This is a genomic window from Nocardia sp. NBC_01730 (assembly GCF_035920445.1).
Classification (GTDB): domain Bacteria; phylum Actinomycetota; class Actinomycetes; order Mycobacteriales; family Mycobacteriaceae; genus Nocardia.
In genome coordinates, this window is the sequence record NZ_CP109162.1 from 8,203,469 (window position 1) to 8,221,171 (window position 17,703).

At 67.5% G+C, this 17,703-nt stretch carries 13 protein-coding genes; 5 read left to right on the forward strand and 8 right to left on the reverse strand.

Features of this window, described 5'->3' with window-relative positions; translation table 11 throughout:
- Window positions 1-29 precede the first annotated feature (29 nt).
- From OHB12_RS33800 to OHB12_RS33820, 5 genes are all read right to left on the reverse strand, one after another.
- Window positions 30-2,381, reverse strand: a complete 2,352-nt coding sequence (locus OHB12_RS33800; RefSeq protein ID WP_327114223.1) for a hypothetical protein — start codon at window positions 2,379-2,381, stop codon at window positions 30-32.
- Between the two features lie 24 nt (window positions 2,382-2,405).
- Window positions 2,406-5,300 (reverse strand): DUF6603 domain-containing protein, encoded by a 2,895-nt coding sequence (locus OHB12_RS33805; protein WP_327114225.1) that lies wholly within the window; start codon window positions 5,298-5,300, stop codon window positions 2,406-2,408.
- A gap of 11 nt (window positions 5,301-5,311) precedes the next feature.
- A complete protein-coding gene (locus OHB12_RS33810; protein WP_327114227.1) occupies window positions 5,312-6,853 on the reverse strand; it encodes a hypothetical protein in 1,542 nt (513 codons plus the stop codon).
- A 633-nt stretch (window positions 6,854-7,486) separates the two neighbouring features.
- Complete coding sequence (locus OHB12_RS33815; protein ID WP_327114229.1) at window positions 7,487-7,762, reverse strand: hypothetical protein; 276 nt, start codon at window positions 7,760-7,762, stop codon at window positions 7,487-7,489.
- A gap of 574 nt (window positions 7,763-8,336) precedes the next feature.
- Window positions 8,337-9,344: a GlxA family transcriptional regulator gene (locus tag OHB12_RS33820; protein WP_327114231.1), complete on the reverse strand. Its 1,008-nt coding sequence runs from the start codon at window positions 9,342-9,344 to the stop codon at window positions 8,337-8,339.
- Window positions 9,345-9,484: 140 nt separating this feature from the next.
- On the opposite strand from OHB12_RS33820, the gene OHB12_RS33825 reads away from it, so the two are divergent.
- Together OHB12_RS33825 and ald are read left to right on the forward strand one after the other, a co-directional pair.
- Window positions 9,485-10,258, forward strand: a complete 774-nt coding sequence (locus OHB12_RS33825) for an MBL fold metallo-hydrolase (protein ID WP_327114233.1) — start codon at window positions 9,485-9,487, stop codon at window positions 10,256-10,258.
- 129 nt (window positions 10,259-10,387) lie between these two features.
- Window positions 10,388-11,503, forward strand: a complete 1,116-nt coding sequence (ald, locus tag OHB12_RS33830) for an alanine dehydrogenase (RefSeq protein WP_327114235.1) — start codon at window positions 10,388-10,390, stop codon at window positions 11,501-11,503.
- Between the two features lie 42 nt (window positions 11,504-11,545).
- On the opposite strand, the gene sigJ is transcribed toward ald, so the two are convergent.
- Window positions 11,546-12,508, reverse strand: coding sequence for an RNA polymerase sigma factor SigJ (gene sigJ / locus OHB12_RS33835; protein WP_327114237.1), 963 nt, complete (start codon window positions 12,506-12,508; stop codon window positions 11,546-11,548).
- Window positions 12,509-12,657: 149 nt separating this feature from the next.
- On the opposite strand from sigJ, the gene OHB12_RS33840 reads away from it, so the two are divergent.
- The gene (locus tag OHB12_RS33840) at window positions 12,658-13,575 is read left to right on the forward strand and encodes a cobalamin biosynthesis protein (protein ID WP_327114239.1); all 918 of its coding nucleotides are present in this window, start codon (window positions 12,658-12,660) and stop codon (window positions 13,573-13,575) included.
- Window positions 13,576-13,808: 233 nt separating this feature from the next.
- Here OHB12_RS33840 and OHB12_RS33845 read toward each other — a convergent pair whose 3' ends face one another.
- Window positions 13,809-14,717, reverse strand: a complete 909-nt coding sequence (locus OHB12_RS33845; RefSeq protein WP_327114241.1) for an SURF1 family cytochrome oxidase biogenesis protein — start codon at window positions 14,715-14,717, stop codon at window positions 13,809-13,811.
- Complete coding sequence (locus OHB12_RS33850) at window positions 14,717-15,241, reverse strand: low molecular weight protein-tyrosine-phosphatase (RefSeq protein ID WP_327114243.1); 525 nt, start codon at window positions 15,239-15,241, stop codon at window positions 14,717-14,719. The genes OHB12_RS33845 and OHB12_RS33850 overlap by 1 nt, the downstream gene beginning before the upstream one ends.
- A gap of 44 nt (window positions 15,242-15,285) precedes the next feature.
- Between OHB12_RS33850 and cobC the strand changes: the two genes are divergently transcribed.
- Together cobC and OHB12_RS33860 are read left to right on the forward strand one after the other, a co-directional pair.
- Window positions 15,286-16,326 (forward strand): Rv2231c family pyridoxal phosphate-dependent protein CobC, encoded by a 1,041-nt coding sequence (cobC, locus tag OHB12_RS33855; RefSeq protein ID WP_327114245.1) that lies wholly within the window; start codon window positions 15,286-15,288, stop codon window positions 16,324-16,326.
- 65 nt (window positions 16,327-16,391) lie between these two features.
- Entirely contained in the window at window positions 16,392-17,513 is a 1,122-nt protein-coding gene (locus OHB12_RS33860; RefSeq protein ID WP_327114247.1) for a Nif3-like dinuclear metal center hexameric protein, read from the forward strand.
- Window positions 17,514-17,703: the final 190 nt, after the last annotated feature.

Sequence of the window (17,703 nt, forward strand, 5' to 3'; positions counted from 1 at the left end):
GCTCCCCAGTACTCGAGGGCGGTGGGCCGCTACGGCTGCTTGAATGTCTGTCGGGTTGGGGACTGAATCAACTGCACCGCGAACCCGGCCGGTGTCAATTCACCGTCCGGCAGCTGACCGAGTTCGTGCAGGCGTCGGGTGAGCTGGGGCGCGATCCGATGGATGTCCATGGTGTCGGTCCCGGCACGCAGATAGGCAGGGACGTTGTCATCGTCGCTGATCGGCGCGCCCGTCCGGCCGTTGTCTGCCAGGTATCGCAAGTCGAGAAAGAGATCGCCGTGTTCGACCTGAGCGCCGATATATAGATCTTGATGCGGCTCGGCGAGCGTGACCGTGTCGGGAACTTCGGCGAAAAGGCACAGCAGCAGGTCGGGGGCAAGGTATTCCCGGCGCACGATCTCGACCGGCCGCCCGTCCTTGTCGCCTTCGATGATCAGTCCCGGCCAGTCGCGGACCAGCCGGGAGCGCAACAGAAGCCCGGCCTCGGGCCATGGGACGGTGTTGGCTTCGGCCGCCAAGCGTCGCAGGACCGTCTCCTGCAGGACGTTGTCCGTGGTGGTCTGAACACCGGCGTTGACGAACCCGTCGACGAGCGCGGTGATCCACGTGGGATCCACGTAGAAGAAGCGCACACTCTCCTGGGGAAGCATCCGCTGGTCGGCCACCAAGTGATCGAAGGGCACCAAATCCAGTGCCGCGAGAGCGTCGATGATGTCGCCGACCGGTCCCGTCTCGTCGGCCAAGCCGCGGGCGATCGCCTCATGAACCTCGCCGCGCTCGAGGACGGTACGCAACCGGTGTGCTGGGGTTGGCGCGGCGGGGGGCTGGGCCTTGGGCGTCGACACGGCGCCGGGCCGGGCGCGCCGCCGGGTCAGGCGCCTCGCCAGACCGTCGGCGAGGAGAGTGTGCAACCGGTCGGTGGCGGGCCGCGGGTGAGCTATGGCTGCCGTGGTGGTCAGGGTGCGTGGGTCCAGGCCGCTGATCTCGGGCGGGGTCGTCAGGCGGGTCACCGCTGCTGAGAAGGCGGTGCGGGCCTTTCGCCGGAATGCCTTCTGGGCGGAGCGGGCCGGTGCGTGGGACAGTGCCAGCAGCCGCCCCATCGTCCATGCCACGGCGTAGGTCAGATCGAACACACCCCACTGCGGGATGTAGATCAGCAACCCATCGGGCGTGCCGATGACCGGTGCCGCGTCTGCCTGGGCGCGATGGTCCCCGGAATCGGATGCTCGGGTGAAGGGTTGCAGGCCGGGCGGGAGCGGAGGCGGCGGCACGGGGATCAGCGGTCCTCGGTACCAGGCGAAGGTCTGCTCTCCCTCGGCGGTCAGATACGACAGCGGCGCATACCCCCACCGCAGGCGCTTGTTCACCTCCGCGGTCTCTTCGGTGTCCTCGTCGGCCGGTGGTGGCAGTCGCAGGGACAGCGCATTGTCATGATCCGGATTCGGGTGCTGCTCGTCATCGTGGGTCTCGCCGGGCAGAGCGAGGTTGTGGACGACTTCGGAGAAGTGTCCCCCGGGGTCCGGATGCGACGTGAACGACCACGACACCAGTGACACCAGCCGCACGGAACCGATGCCGTCCGGTGTTCGAGGACCCCCCTCCGGCTTCAGACAGTCGACAAAGCCCTCCAATGAGACGAGGTGGGCGGCGTAGTTCCCGTAGGTGCGGGGGAACCGGTTCGCCAGCACAAGAGTGTATTGCCCTGTCTCGGTGAATTCTTCCGCCGACATCTTCGACTTCGCCGACAGCGTGGGACGCTCGGTCACCTCACGGACATGCGTCAAATAATTCAACTCGTCGAAACGAGGAATGACCGCCGTGAACACCTTCGCCGGAACATCGATCGTCCGGCATTGGCCCTGCAACACCTGAGGAATGACCGTATCGGGATCGATCTTGGGGCCGAGAACGGTGGAGCGGGGGTCCTTGTGCAGGTCGAGCACGTCCTGGACGGTGTATTTGGTATCCGCCTTACCTTGTGCGTGCGGGTCTCCGGGCAACTCGTTCTCGGCGAAAATGAGCAGCGCCATCCATGGAACGCGTTCGCCTTCGTACTCTCCATCGGTGCCATCGGCCAGAATCTGTTCCCATGGCAGCGTCAGCCGGGTCAGGCTCACATGCGCCAGCTGATTGTCGAAGGGACCTACCGCGCCGGACGGCGGGTGCACCGCGTGCACGAATCCGGGCTGCAGGGCGAAACGCGGAGCATGCACCTCGAAATGCTGCGTGACTTCGGGAAATTGATCGCCGCTTTCCCCGGGATGACTGAGCGAATGCCCGCCGGCGTCGCGAACCTCCTGATGAATGGTGATCGCATACCTACCTCCCGTCAGGAACGGAGTGTAGGAGTCGTAGAAGGTGATGAGGCGTGGTGTCGCCATGAGAGTTCTCCTACGTCCCGGTGTTCAGAGCGTGAGGGGGTCGGTGGTGTAGAGGCCGTGCGTGACGCGTGCTTCGTAGTGGGTGAGAGCGTCGTCGGTGTGCGGGCTGTAGTCCTGGATGTCTCCCGCGAGGGTTCGGCAGCGCCGCAGGGCCGCGTCCAGGCGGGTGCGTGCGGCGGCTTGTGCGGTGAGGGTAGTGGCGATGACGGTGACGGCCTGAGGGCCGGCGCTCGGGAGCGGCTGGTCGGGCGGTGTCGTGGCGGTGGGGTTGATGGGCAGGCTGCTGTCGGGGTCGACGGGCTCGACGTCGAGGTCTTCCGAGTCGATGGCCGGGATGCAGGCGCCGAGCGTGGCGTCGGGGATACGGACGCGCAGGCCGGTGCAAGCGTCGACGAGGCCGGAAGAACTCAGATCCGGTGCGGCGTCTCGGTCCAGCGGCTTCCCCCACAGCGCCTCGGGGACACCTTGGGCGACATGGTCCACCACCCAGTGTTGCTGGTGGAGATCGACGGTATGACCGGTGTCCTCGTGGGTGATGGTCACGGTGTGGATGGACTCGAGACCTTCGCCCTTACCGTGGCCCATCGGCCGCACGCTCAGCCCCTGGCCATCCTCCGCGTCGGTCGTCGCATGGGCCGCCGAACTCTGCGAGCCGTTGACGACGATGCTGGTGGAGGGAACCGCGCACGACGTGGAGAAGACGAATCCGTGGACCGACACATTCCACACATCGTCAGGGCCGGAGTCCCGCGGGCCCGGAGTGCTGCCGTCGGCGTCGGGAGTCCCCGGGACCGGCAGTAGCCCGGACTCGGCCCGCGCCAGCAGCCGCCCATCGCCCGGCAGCATCTGCTGGACATACTCGTCCCAGGACAGCGGAGCTGGGGGCGCCGGATCGTTGCCGAACGTGGGGTAGAACTTGACACCGAAGGGAAGCCTGATTTCTGCTCTGCCGCCGAAGCGGGGCATCCAGATGGACAGCCCCACCGATACTTCCAGCTTTACGGTGACCAGAAATTTCACCTGGAGCCCGGCACTCAGCCGCACCGAAGCATCGATGTAGAAGGGATGCCACTGAACCCAGAAGTCGAAGGAGGCGGCAAACCAGCCCTTGATGCTCAGCTTCCAAATTTTCAGGTCCACAAGTGTGAACGTCAGGCTGGCGCCGACCGCCATCCCGGAATTGGAGAACATCAGGTATGCCTGCCCCGACACCCCCTGCCACTGGTTTTTTCCGACCGGAGTCCTGGCCGATATTCCGAGCCGGTCTCGGACGTTCGGGTAGTAACCGGGGCGCGTGTACCCAACCGGATATCCTCCTGCGGTCAGCACCCACTGGTTCCGATAATCGCCGCCGATGTACACGTAAAGGTCGATCGCGCCCGAGATGCTGATGAAATCTTCGCTGAAGAGGTAGCTATTGGGTGCGAGTGTGGCGCCGACGGCCACCAGATCTGCCGATACCTCGGCTTCGATGGCAGCCTTCACCTTGAAGATATTCCTGAATTCCGACATATCCAGCGTCCCGATCAGGGCGCCGGCCCATTCTCCGCTCTGCGGGAGCGAGATGACCAGAAGCGCCCAGATGTCGAACACCTCGACGATGTTCGCCGCGACACCGACCGCGAACCAGAACGTGCCATCCTGAGGCGTCACCCACCTGGTGTGGAGGTCGCCGTCGGTGCTCGTGAGGCGGTCCACCACTTCCAAGGGGCTGTTCGCGGCGGGGGCTCCGGACATCAGCGGGGTCAGGAGCGGGAACTTCAACACCTGGGCCGGACCGGGCACCTGAAGCTCGCAGTTCATCCCGATACCGAAGCACAGGCCGGTGAGCATCACGCCGGGAAATACCTCCACGCCCTGCGGCGGAGTATTCTCCGACTCGGCGGTCAGCCGCAGCAGCAGGAACAGGAAGACCATGGGGAAAGCCGGCGACACATTCCCCGGGTGGGCTCGCGCATAAGCGCCCAGGAGTTCGAAGTTCAGGCCGGGCATGGAGAGCATTACTCCACCCTCGGCGAGGATTTCGTATTCCGGCCTGTCGTGGATTACGGCGAAACCGCCGCCGATCTCGACCGGTTTCCGCACGAAGTGCAGGCCGTATCCCTCCGGCAGGCCCACGGCGAGAGACCAGGTGTAGTCCGCATTGGTGGTGAACCCCACACTGAGGCCGATCACCTCGAGGGCAATTCCCTTGTCGCCGGCCTGCGCGTCCTTCCGCTCCGCGGGGTCCGGATCCGCTGCTTTCCCTATCGCCACTGTGCCGTCCACCCATGCCTTCAGGGTGAACAGGCCGCCGTCGTGTTGCTCGTACGTGCATCCCAGGCGGCGCACATAAAGGCTTCCGATCCCGGAATCGACGTCCGTCCAGGCCGGCACGGAATCCTGCGTCAGATGCGGAACGAAAATCAGATGCCCCTTGTCGAGCAGCCTGAAATTGAGAAACGCGCACCCCGTGGTTCGGGCGAGACCTTTGAATCTCGAAGGGAAACGCAACGGAAAGCTCGAATCGACCGCGCTGAGCGTTTGATTGATCCGGGTCAGGTCGTCCGGCCCCAGCGTACCCGTCACCAGTCCCGTACCGCCGTAATCCAGAACCACGTCCCCGTATTCGGGTACGTTGCCCCCGACCAAAGGCAGGTGTCCCAGTTTGTAGTCGGTCTTGCTGGCAGACAACGCAACATAGATGGGCTTCTCATTCGACATCTGCACGCCGGCGAGCAGGAACACGAAACGTTTCGCGTCGTCGTCTGATTCCCCGTAGACCACGAGAGGATCCTCCGGCGTCAAGCTACCTGTCTGTCGCGTCCTGATCCTCGGCGCGAGCGACACCCCCGGCATGGAATCGACACCGTCGGGATGAATGCCGTAGTCCGCCAATATCTCCGCCACAGTGCGCTCGTCCGACTCGTAGCTGGTCATGCCTCACCTCTTCAGCTGATTTCGACGGTTATGCGGGCGGCGCCATCGCCTCCCTGGTCGCCATCGACGCCGCCGAATCCCGCACTGTTGTTGAGCCGCGTATACGGGGTCCGTGGGTCTCCATCGGCGCACGGCTTGAAAACAGCATTCGCGGGATAGTGGCTCGGGCCTTGGGCGCCGCCACCGCCACCGCCACGGCAACCACCGCCGTTGCCGCCGGCGCCCACGCCTTGGTAGCCGCCTCCGCCTCCTCCGCCTCCGCCTCCGCCGTCCTCGCCGTCGCCTCCACCTCCGCCGCCGCCACCAGGACTGCCGCCGCTGCCACCGGTGTCGCCGTCGCCGTCGGCGCCGCCACCATCGCCGCTGCTGATGCCAACACCACCGCTGCCCCCGCTGCCGCCGAGGTTGCCGAACTCACCGGCACCGCCATTGCCACCGCCGCCGTAGCCGCCGTAGCCGCCATAGCTGTCGTAGCTGCCGTTGCCTCCGCCCCCACCACCGCCCCCACCACCACCGGCGACGAGTGTGGGGCTCTGTGCGGGGTAGCAGGTGTATTCGCCCTGTCCGCCGACATGGACGGTCACCGGACCGGATGGCACGGAAGTGATGACGTGTTTGATGTAGGCGCCGGCGCCGCCGTTACCACCGACGTTGTTGGCGGTATCGTATTCAAAGCCACGTATGCCGCCTGCGCCGCCGGGGCCCCACAATTCTATGGTGATTCGCGATACATTCGCGGGGGTGGAAAAGGGATGGTCACCCGGTTCGGTGAAGATGACCGTATAACCGGCTGGCTCATGGGTGCTGGGGATGACGGCGCACACCGCGGTGCCGTTACTGAGATATGCGCGGTCTTGGTATGTGCCGTCATCGCTGCTGACGAGGGTGACGGCCCAGGCCACCTCGTCGGTGAATTCGCGTGGGAGGTCGGGCCATGCGCCGCGGATGCTGGGCACGGTGCCGCCGGCGGAGGGATCCTTCCAGTGGTCCGGTTTGAAGTCGAGGTAGTCGACGGATTCACAGTCGGTATCGTGGAAGAACCAGATCTTATGATCTCTCGGGGAGTACAGGGTTGCGTCTACCGACCCGAAGGGGAATTCCTTACCTTCGCCATCGTCGAAATCATACCCGAACACCCTCTTGATGGTCCGGGATTGGGTATCGGTATCAAATTCCTGCGAGGTGGGTTTTGCGATAGAGACCCGGTAACAACTCCCGCCCTGAAATAGGTAGATTTTGGATGCGCCTTCGAAGCACAGCGCGGCGTCCAATGGCTTGGTACCGTCGAGGCCGCGGGGGTTGTCGGGTGTGAAGATGCTGATGCCGCCGAGCAGGTCGAACAGTGATCCGCTGTCGAGGGGCTGGTCTCCGAGCCACGGCTTTCCCTGGTCTGCCGCCCACGCATAGCGGTCGTACCGAACTCCATCGGCTCCATTTCCGCTGCCATACAGGAAGTACGCACTCGGAGGCACCGTCGCGCCGTGGGTGCTGCTGTCGGCGTTCTGCCAGGGGGTATGAAAAGAGGCTGAGAACGCTGCATCGTAGGATTTCATATCTTACTCGATACTCCTCCACGAGAACTGGAGTCTCGCTTTCGGCAGGTGCCGGACGGTCTCGCCGATGTGGCCTTTCAGGCCAGGCATGCGCGATGCTGTCCGAGGCGGAATTCTGGGAAACCTGTTCGCGGGAATTTCCGCATCGATGGTGTCTTGTGTCGGGAACGGCGACTGAATCTTGAACTTACGATGTTTCGACCCTTGCAGTCCGCAATTGCGGATTATATTACACAGGCATATTGAGTGCGTCAATCCCCTAGGTCGAGTCGTCATTTATAATACCGACCGGTTGTCATCGGCACGCCGCGGATTCCGTATTCCGCGAGCAATCGATGATGAATTCAGATTGCGGTCCGAAGAGCGAACCCGACCGCGTGGTCTCAACTTCGTAACCGCTGTACCCAGAGGAGACCGCCCCAACGACAAACGTGCAATTACCTACTCGGCCTTTGGTTTGATGATCTGCTAGTGAGCGGTACCCGTTTACGAGACCAACCCGGAATTGGAGCCATCTGTGGATGACAGCCGAGCTCGCCGGCGATCTGCGCGGTGGACTTTCCATCCCAACTGGCTGTGATCATCCGCGCCCGCCGGGTCCAATCTCCAGGCGCATTCCGAGCCGCTGCAATCTTACGAATCTTTCGCTCCTCCAATGCATCCCGCGCCGGACGCGCAATCAATACCTTCGGCAGAACCCACCTCGATTACACCCGAACCACCAAGACCAGCAACAAGGTACATGATCTTTGAGGAACGCAGCATTAGAGCGGAGAGGTTTACGTCATGACCCGGTACGACTTCGGAGCCCGCGTGGTGGCCGAACAGTGCTGCCATCACCGGATTCCGCAACGCCTCCTGCTGAGCCAGGGAAAGCCTGCGCATGTCCATCCGAAGATCATCGCTCACACCCGAAATATCAAGCAGCGTAACCGATTCGTTTCATGTCAATACGAGGAACCAAGCTCAAGAATATGTAAAAGGGTGCAGAAAACTGGCTTGGTTGTCGACTTTCCACCTGCCCATGCAGTTGAATCTTCACTGTTCGACCCAATCGGGGTTGTCCAATAACCAGCAGAGGAGCAAAACTTCATGCACACCAAGATGCGTCGGCATCAGATCCTATTTCGATCGGTAGCGGCGACAATGGCTGCGGGGGCGCTGATGCTCAGTGCATCCGGAACGGCCAGCGCTGCGACCGAAATGTTCATCTACAAGGACCAATGCCTCGCTAAACAGAAGGCGCTCCAGGACAGTGGGTGGGCGGTAATCACCAAGTACTGCTACAAAGGCCAATTTTGGATGCTCGAGTGGCGGGAATAGCCTGACCGTCTTCGAGTCCGGGCCGGTTCCCGCTGGTAGAACGAAGATCTACTTCCGGTTGAGCTTCATTCGATCGTGCGGATCTGGGGATGAGGCGAATCCGGAGATCTCGATGCGTACCTCGGGACCGGCGAGGACGTGCAGAGCGACTTTCAGGTCGTCATCGACGTGTCGGGTGAGTGCGGCCGCTTCCCAGGGCTCCGGCGTTGTCGGTTGTTACTAGCCGTGCCCCCCGGAAGCTGGCGCGGTGGGCGGCCGGGCTGGTTCCGAGGATGCGGTGGAAGTGGTGGCGCAGGCTCACCGCCGTCCCGAATCCGGCTTCGGTGGCGATGTGTTCGATGGTGTCGCTGGTGGATTCGAGTAGCAGCCGCGCGCGGTCGGCGCGCTGCAACAGCAGCCACTGCTGTGGACTGCTGCCGGTGCGGTCCCGGAAGCGGCGGGTGAAGGTGCGCCGCGACATGAGCGCGACCCGTGCCAAGCCATCGAGGTCGATCGGGTCGCCGAGGTGTGTTCGCGCCCAGACCATCGCGCGTTCGATCGGGTCGTCGTCGGCGGCATCGGGTACCGCCACCGGAATGTACTGCGCCTGTGAGCCGCTGCGGTGCGGGGCGGTGACCATCGCTCTGGCGAGCTCGGTGGCCTCGCGGCTGCCCAGGTCCCCGCGCACCAGGTGCAGGCAGCAGTCGAGGGCAGCGGCCACGCCCGCGGACGTAACGATGTCGCCGAGGTCCGACCACAACGTGTCGGCGCGGACCCGGACCGCTGGGTAGGCGCGGGCCAGTTGGGCGGCCGTTGCCCAGTGTGTGGTCACTTCGCGTCCGTCGGCCAGCCCACTGGCCGCCACTGCCCACGAGCCGAGGCAGAGGCCGACGATCCTGGCGCCGCCCGCGTGTGCGTCGTGCAGGGCGGTCCGCAGATCCTCCGACAGCGGCATGTCACACTCCCAGCTCGGGATCACGACCGTATCGGCGCAGGCAACGGTTTCGAGCCCGTGCCGGACGTCGATGTCGAAACCGGCTGGGGTGCACAGGCTTCCGGGCTGTTCGGCGCAGACATCCACCCGGTACGGTGCCGGACCGCCGACCCCCACCCGGCCGAAGACCAGGGTCGGGACGGACAGGTGGAACGGGCTGATCCCGTCGAAGGCGACGACGGCCACAGTACGCATGGCCCGATTTTAGCGATCGTGGGCTCACGGGCCACTGTTGACGTTGCCGCGGCCAGGACACGATCGACGGCATGACCGAGCGAAGCATCAACACAGCGCGCGATGCGCATGACGGAGCCGAGCGCCGGCGAGGCGCAGTCATGAGCGACACGATCGAACGCGCCACCCTCGAAGTTCTGCACGTCGGCGGACCGACCCTCGGGTTCCACTACGCGGGCCGCACCTGGTTGACCGACCCAACCTTCGACGAGCCTGGCGACTACCCGGGCCCCGTCACGCTGCACAAACTCACCGGCCCCGCGGTACTGCCGGAGCAGACCGGCCCGGTGGACATCGTGTTGCTCTCGCACGACGAGCACGCCGACAACCTGGACAACTCCGGTCGCGCATTTCTGACCACGGTGCCGATCGTGCTGTCCACGCCCGGCGCGGCGACCCGGATCCAAGGGGTGCGCGGACTGGAGAACTGGGAGACCGTGACGGTGCACGGGGTACGCGTGACCGGCGTGCCCGCGCTGCACGGCCCGGAGGGGTGCGAGCCGTTCAGCGGGATCGTCACCGGTTTCGTCCTGCAAGCCGACCGGGAGCCGACGGTATACGTCTCGGGTGACAATGCCTCCGTCGACGTGGTGGCGCGGATCGTCGAGCGAATCGGCCGGATCGACATCGCAGTTCTCAACGTGGGCGCCGCCAATGTCGGTCGGTTCGGAGACGCCGACGCCACTCTGAACGCCCGCACCGCCTTGCTGGCCGCCGAACTGCTCGGCGACGCCATGATCATCCCGGTACACGGCGAGGGCTGGGCCCACTTCAGCGAGACGCTCGACCACCTCGCCCGCGTCTTCCGCTACGCGGACCGCGCCGGCCAGCTGCACATCCCACCCTTGGGCAAGGAGGCCGCCCTCGGCTGGTGAGCACGCCGCGGTACACCATCTGCTCGCTCAGGTGGGCAAAGTGGCGCGACGGAGATGGCCGGGTGCTCGTCGTGCGCGATCGGCGCGTCGGTCGTGGCGCCTGCTCGGTGACGGGGCCACGATGGCGGTATGAGGATCGGAGTCCCACGAGAGGTCAAGGAGCAAGAGTTCCGGGTAGCCCTGACCCCGGCGGGCGCCGGGGAACTGGCCGGGCACGGACATGAGGTAGTGGTGCAGGCAGGCGCGGGCGCCGGATCGGGCTTCGGCGACGCGGACTACACCGCGGCGGGAGCACGGCTGGTCGCGGGCGCCGACCAGGTCTGGTGGGAGGCCGACCTGGTATTGAAGGTGAAGGAGCCGATCGCCGAAGAGTATCCGCGCATGCGGCGCGGCCAGGTGCTGTTCACCTTCCTGCACTTGGCCGCCTCGCGCGAGTGCACCGACGCCGTCCTGCGCTCCGGGATCACAGCCATCGCCTACGAAACGGTGTCGGCCGCCGACCGTTCGCTGCCGCTACTCGCCCCGATGAGCGAGATCGCGGGCAAGCTCGGCGCCCAAATCGGCGCGTATCACCTGATGGCCCCGCTCGGCGGCGCGGGACTGCTGCTCGGCGGCGTCCCCGGCGTGCGCCCGGCCGAGGTGGTCGTGCTCGGCGGCGGCGTCGCGGGGTCGAACGCGGCCGCCGTCGCCGTGGGCATGGGCGCCCACGTCAGCGTCCTCGACACCAACCTGCGCCGGCTGCGTGAACTCGACGCTCGGTTCGCAGGCCGGGTCACCACCGTCGCGTCGAACACGGCGGAAATCCGGCGCTCGGTGGTGGCCGCCGACCTCGTCATCGGCTCGGTGCCGGTCCCGGGCGCCAAGGCGCCGAAACTGGTCTCCGACGAACTCGTCGCGGGCATGCGTTCCGGCTCGGTGCTCGTCGACATCGCTATCGACCAGGGTGGCTGCTTCGCCGCCTCGCACCCGACGACGCACGCGGATCCCACCTTCCGCGTGGCGGATTCGCTGTTCTACTGCGTCGCGAATATGCCCGGCGCCGTCCCGCACACCTCGACGGTCGCGCTCACCAACGCCACGTTGCCGTACGTCCGCGCGATCGCCGAGCTCGGTTGGAAGGACGCCTGCTCCACGCATTCCGAGCTGGCCCACGGACTCACCGCGCACGCGGGCGGGCTGGTGTCGGTCGAAGTCGCCGCCGCACATGGGTATACGGCGCCGCGACCGGTGGGCATCGCGGGCTGATCTCGCGATCTCGTGGGCCGGGCGAGTGCTGATGACACGCGGCTACGCGTTGCCGGTCCGGCCCTCGCCCAGGTACCAGTCGGGCTGACCGCTGGTGGGCAGGTCGTGGAGCTTGTCCGGGTTGCGGACCACGTCGATCGCGACGATGCGGCCCTCGTCGACGGTGAAGGAGAAGACACCGGTGTGCGTGCCGTCGAAGATCAGGAGACCCGGCCGGCCGTTGACCAGCACCGCGCGGCCCCAGGCGCCCGCCGTGGACGGGGCGTGATACCAGCCGAGCAGCAGCTTGGCCACCAGTTCGGCGCCGTGCGCGGGCTTCCGGATCGCGGGCACCTTGCCGCCGCCGTCGGCGGTGAGGCTGACGTTGGTGTCGAGCACGCCGAGCAGGGCACTCAAGTCGCCGGAACGCCAGGCGAGCGCGAAGGCCGACACCACCTTCTCCTGCTCGTCGGGCGACGCGGGGAAGCGCGGGGTGCCGTCTTCGACGTGCTTGCGAGCACGGGAGGCGAGCTGGCGGACAGCGGCCGGGGTGCGGCCGACCACCTCGGCGACCTCGGGGCCGCTCATACCGAACACGTCCTGCAGCACGAAGGCCGTGCGTTCGGCAGGGGACAGTGATTCGAGGACGACGAGCAAGGCTGTGGTGACCCGCTCGTCCTGGGTGATCCGATCGGCCGGGTCGTCCCAGCTCGTCACCTCGGGCTCGGGCAGCCATTCGCCCACGTACTGTTCCCTGCGCACGCGGGCCGAGCCCAGGTGGTCGAGCGCGAGCCGTCCGGTCACCGTGGACAGCCACGCGCGCAGGTTGTCGATCTCGCCCGCGGTGCCCGCCTCGTGCTGGCGCTGCAACCGCAGCCACGCCTCCTGCACCACGTCGTCGGCGTCGGTGAGGCTACCCAGCGTGCTGTAGGCGAGCCTGCGCAGATAAGGCCGGTGTTCCTCGAACCGATGGGCCAGCTCGGTCTGGTCGAGGGGCTCCGGGGAGGAGGACTGTTCGGAAGTCACTACTGTTCTTTCGCCGTCGGGCCCCCACGGGCGAGTGTATGAATGCGTCACCAGGTCGATGACGCTGGGGCCGCAAGTGTGACGTCCACCCGGCGGTGACGCCCCGGCCGGGCGCTCCCACCGTCGGACCCACCCGATAGCCTCGCCAGGTGCAGAAGGGGACCTCCACCGCAGTCGGGCTGCTGCTCGGATTCGCGCTCGACCGGGTGTTCGGCGATCCCCGGCGAGGGCATCCGGTGGCGGGGTTCGGCTCGGCGGCCGGGGCGCTGGAGTCGGTGACCTATGCCGACCGGCGCGTGGCGGGGCTGGTGCACGAGGTGCTCGCGGTCGGTTCGGTTGTCGGGTTCGGTGTGGTGGCGCGGCGGGGCGGGGTAGCCGCGACCGCGGTCGCGACCTGGACCGTCCTCGGCGGGCGCAGCCTGGCGCGCACCGGTCGTGCGATGGCCGACCGGCTGGCCGGCGGCGATCTGGACGGTGCTCGTGCGCTGCTGCCCGCGCTGTGCGGTCGCGACCCGGATGTGCTCGACGCGAACGGGCTTGCGCGCGCCGCCCTGGAGTCCATCGCCGAGAACACCTCCGACGCGGCCGTCGCTCCGGTGGTCTGGGGCGCCGTGGCGGGCGTGCCCGGTTTGCTGGGGTATCGCGCGATCAACACGCTCGACGCGATGGTCGGCTACCGCAACGAGCGCTACCTGCGCTTCGGCTGGGCTGCCGCGCGTGCCGACGACGTGGCGAATCTGATCCCGGCCCGCTTTACCGGGCTGCTCACGGCCGCGCTCGCGCCCCTTGTCGGCGGACGCCCCACCGCGGCGCTGCGCGCTTGGCGCCGCGACGCCGCGGGGCATCCCAGCCCCAATGCCGGGGTAGTCGAAGCGTCGATGGCGGGCGCGCTCGGCGTCCGGTTGGGTGGCCGCACGCAGTATCCGCACGGCGTCGAGCAGCGCCCGCTGCTCGGAGACGGCCCCGCACCCACCGTCGACGATCTGCGCCGTGCGGTCCGGCTCTCCGAAGCCGTGCAACTCGCCGCCGCCCTGCTCGCCGCCGCTGTCGCCGCCGTCGAGCGCTGATCCGCTTCGCGCGTCCAGGTGGTCCTGGCTGGGCCGGCGCTCGCCACAGCGGCGGCTCTTCGGCGTCGAGCATCGCTCCTGAGGTGCTGCCCGATCCGGCCGATCGGCGGCACCAGCGTCCTTCAGATCGGCCGTGTGGGTCGGAAGCGGCGCGGTAACGAACCGAATCGCTGGTCGGATTCTGGTCTTCCGCACGTCGCAGGAGGCGGCGACGTGGTCGTGCGCAGTATTGATCAGCCGCGGCCGTAGCGGTCGGCCAGGCGGGCCTCGGCGGTCGGTGCGGCGGATTCGGTCGGCGTTGCCTGGGTTGCCTCGGCCGAGCCTGCCTCGGCGGAAGTCGTCACGGCGCGAGTTGTCCTGGCATGAGTTGTTGTGGCGGCGCCCTTTTCCTTCCGCCGCTCCCGGATCTCGGCGTACACGAAGTAGCCGAGCCCCAGCGGCGCCATGATGCCGAAGGCCAGCCATTGCAGGCCGTAGGACAGATAAGGGCCCGCGTCGAGCTGCGGGAGTGGGGTGGGTGTGAACACGCCCGGCTGGTTCTCGCTCAGCTGCAGGTAGCCGCCGCGTTCGCCGGTCGGGATGGCGGTGACGGGCTTTCCGAGGACCGTCGACTCCTGGGCGGTGTCGATGGAGTACACCTGGCGGTAGCCGTCCTGGACGCTCGGGTCCTTGCCGGGCGTGACGCCTTCGGACATGCGGATCCGCGCTTCGATGCGCTGTGGCCCAGTGGGCGGTTCGGGGATCCGCGGTGGGCGGGACCCGTCCACCGCGGCGACGAGCCCGCGATCGACGAGCAGCACGCGCCCGTCGTCCAGCCGGAACGTCGCGAGCACCGCGTAACCGGGCGCACCGTCGAGGTGGCGCAGCCGCACCAGCACCGTGGAGTCGGGCTGGTAATCGCCGGAGGCGGTGACGCGGCGCCATTCGGTGTGCGAGTCAGCGGCCGTGTCGCCGAACACCGTTGTGACGTCCACCGGGTCGGCTCGCACCGAATCGGCGATCAGCTGATTGCGATGCGAGGTGGCCGTGTTCTTGCCGAGCTGCCACGGCGCGAGCACGGTGAAGCACAGGTAGGCGAACGCGGCGACCAGCACCGCCAGGATCAGCCAGCTGGGGCGCAATAGAAAGGTGAGCCTGCGCATCAGGATCGTCCGTCGAGGAGGGGGCTCCGGTCGGGCGACTCGGCGGTCGTGCGCAGCTCGGCGCGCACCCAGTCGAGCAGGCCGGGGACGGCCGCTTCGATCTGGTCGCGGACGAGATCGAAGTCGGTGGCGCTGCCGTAGTAGGGGTCGGCCACGTCCTGGTCGTCGGCGTCGGGGTCGAAGGTGCGCAGCAGCCGCAGCCGCTCCCGTGATACGCCGAGGCGGGCCAGTTCTCGCTGGTGCGAGCTGTCCAGCGCGACCACCAGATCGGCGTCGCGGTGTGCGGCGCCGAATGCGGCGGCGACATGACCGGTCGGATAGCCGTACTTGCGCAGCGTCGCGTCGGTCCGCGGGTCGGCGTCGTCGCCGACGTGCCACGACCCGGTGCCAGCGCTGCTCACCCGCACCCGGTCGGCCAGTCCGGACCGGTACAGATGCGCTGCGAAGATTTTTTCCGCCATCGGAGAACGGCAGATGTTGCCGGTACAGACGAACGACACGTGCAGCTGACCCACGACTGCCATTCTGGCCGGTCTCGCGCCGGGACCGCCACGTAGGGTGTCGTCTCGTGCCCGAGGACAGTGTCGATCGCGCGAAACTGCGCCACCACGGCGACGTGGACGCACGTCCGGGCATGCTCGATTTCGCGGTGAACGTCCAGGGCGCGGCGCCGCCGGAGTGGCTGCGGCAGCGCTTGGCCGCCCGGCTCGGAGCGCTCGGCCGCTATCCGAGCGCCGAGGACGCGGACGCCGCGCGCCGCGCGGTCGCGGCGAGGCACCGCCGTGCTCCCGGCGAGGTGCTGCTGCTCGCGGGCGCCGCGGAGGGTTTCGCGATGCTGCCCCGCCTCGCACCGCGGCTGGCCGCCGTGCTGCATCCGTCGTTCACCGAGCCGGAACTCGCGCTGCGCGACGCGGGCGTTCCCGTGACCAGGGTGCTGCTGCCACCGCCCTACCTGCTCGATTCCGCCTCGGTGCCCGTCGAGGCAGATCTGGTGGTGCTCGGCAACCCGACCAACCCGACCTCCGTGTTGCACCCGGCTGACGCCGTTCGCGCGCTGCGCAGGCCGGGCCGCACCCTTGTGGTCGACGAAGCGTTCGCGGACGCTGTGGCGGGCGAACCCGAATCGCTCGCCGCGGACGCGGCGCCCGACCTCCTTGTGCTGCGCAGCCTCACCAAGACCTGGGCGCTCGCGGGTCTGCGCTGCGGCTATTTTCTCGGCGATCCCGCGCTTCTCGCTCGGCTCGAGCGCGGGCGAGCCCACTGGCCGCTCGGCACGCTGCAGCTGGAGGCGATCACCGCCACCGCCGACGAGGCGGCGGTCATCGAGGCCGAGCGGCGCGCCGAGGCCGTCGCCGCGGCACGCGCCGCGATGATCGAGCGGCTGACCGAACTCGGCGTGCATGTGCACACCCCCGCCGAGGGCCCGTTCCTGCTGCTGCACGTCGCGGACGGCGCACTGCTGCGCAAGCATCTGGCAGACCGGGGGATCGCGGTTCGCCGGGCCGACACGTTCCCCGGTCTCGGCCCGAATCATCTGAGGGTCGCGGTCCGAGACGGACCGGAGGTGGATCGGCTGGTCGCCGCAATCCGGTCAACAGGTATGCGATGACCGAAGGGCGAAGCCGAACGAAACAGAATGTGGGAGTGCATGACCGAAGCGAAGAAAGGTGGACGATGACCACGCTCGCGGATCTCATCGCGGTGCTCGACGCGGCCTACCCGCCGCGGCTGGCCGAGTCCTGGGACTCGGTCGGCCTGGTCTGTGGCGATCCCGCGGAGGAGCTGACCCGCGTGCTGTTCGCGGTCGATGCCACCGCCGCCGTCGTCGACGAGGCGATCGATGGGCGCGCCCAAGCGCTGGTCGTGCATCACCCGCTGCTGCTGCGCGGTGTCGACACCGTCGCGGCCGACACGCCGAAAGGCGCGCTGTTGCACCGGCTCATCCGATCCGGCTGCGCCCTGTTCACCGCGCACACCAATGCCGACTCCGCCGATCCCGGAGTATCGGACGCGCTCGCCGCGGCCCTCGGTCTCACTGTGACCGGTCCGCTGGATGCGAAGCCCGAATCCGCTGTGGACAACTGGGTGGTCCAGGTGCCGCGCACGCACACAGACGCGGTGCTGGCCGCGCTTTTCGCCGCAGGCGCCGGCGGCAGCGGGAACTATCGGGACTGCGCACTGCGGGTGCCCGCCAACAGTCAATTCCGTCCCGTGGCCGGGGCGAATCCGGCGCACGGCGTCCTCGGCGAACTCCAGCATGTCGAGGAGGACCGGGTCGAAGTGGTCGCCTCGCCCGCGGCCCGCTCGGCGGTGCTCGCCGCCCTGCGCGACGCCCATCCCTACGAGGACCCGGCCTACCACATCAGCGAACGCGCCCTGCTGCCCTCGTCGCGGGGGATCGGCCGGGTCGGCACCCTGCCGCAGCCAGAGTCGTTGCGGGCCTTTACCGATCGGGTGGCCGCCGCACTTCCACCCACCGCGTGGGGCGTGCGCGCCGCGGGCGATCCCGACCGCACCGTCTACACCGTCGCGGTCTGCGGCGGCGCGGGTGATTCCTACCTGACCGCCGCGGCCCGTCTCGGCGTCGACGCCTACGTCACCGCCGACCTGCGGCACCACCCGGTCGACGAGCACCTGCGCCGGGGTGGCCCCGCCCTCGTCGACGCCGCGCACTGGGCCACCGAATTCCCTTGGTGTGCACAGGCGGAATCGCTTGTCCGGACCGCGCTGCCCGACCTGGAGACCCGCGTGTCCACGCTGCGCACCGACCCGTGGACGGTGCGAGCATCCGGCTGACCGCCGGTGCGGGACCCGAATGCCGTTGTCCTGACAACGGAGTCGTAACGATCGGGGCGTGACCGCGTTCGCGCGGGGATGCAGTGGTCGGTTCGGGTGAATTGCGCGGCTCGTGCGGGGTACAACTAGCGCATGAGCGAGCGCAGCGAGCGAAGCATCAACACCCAGCGCGCATTGCGTATGACGGCGT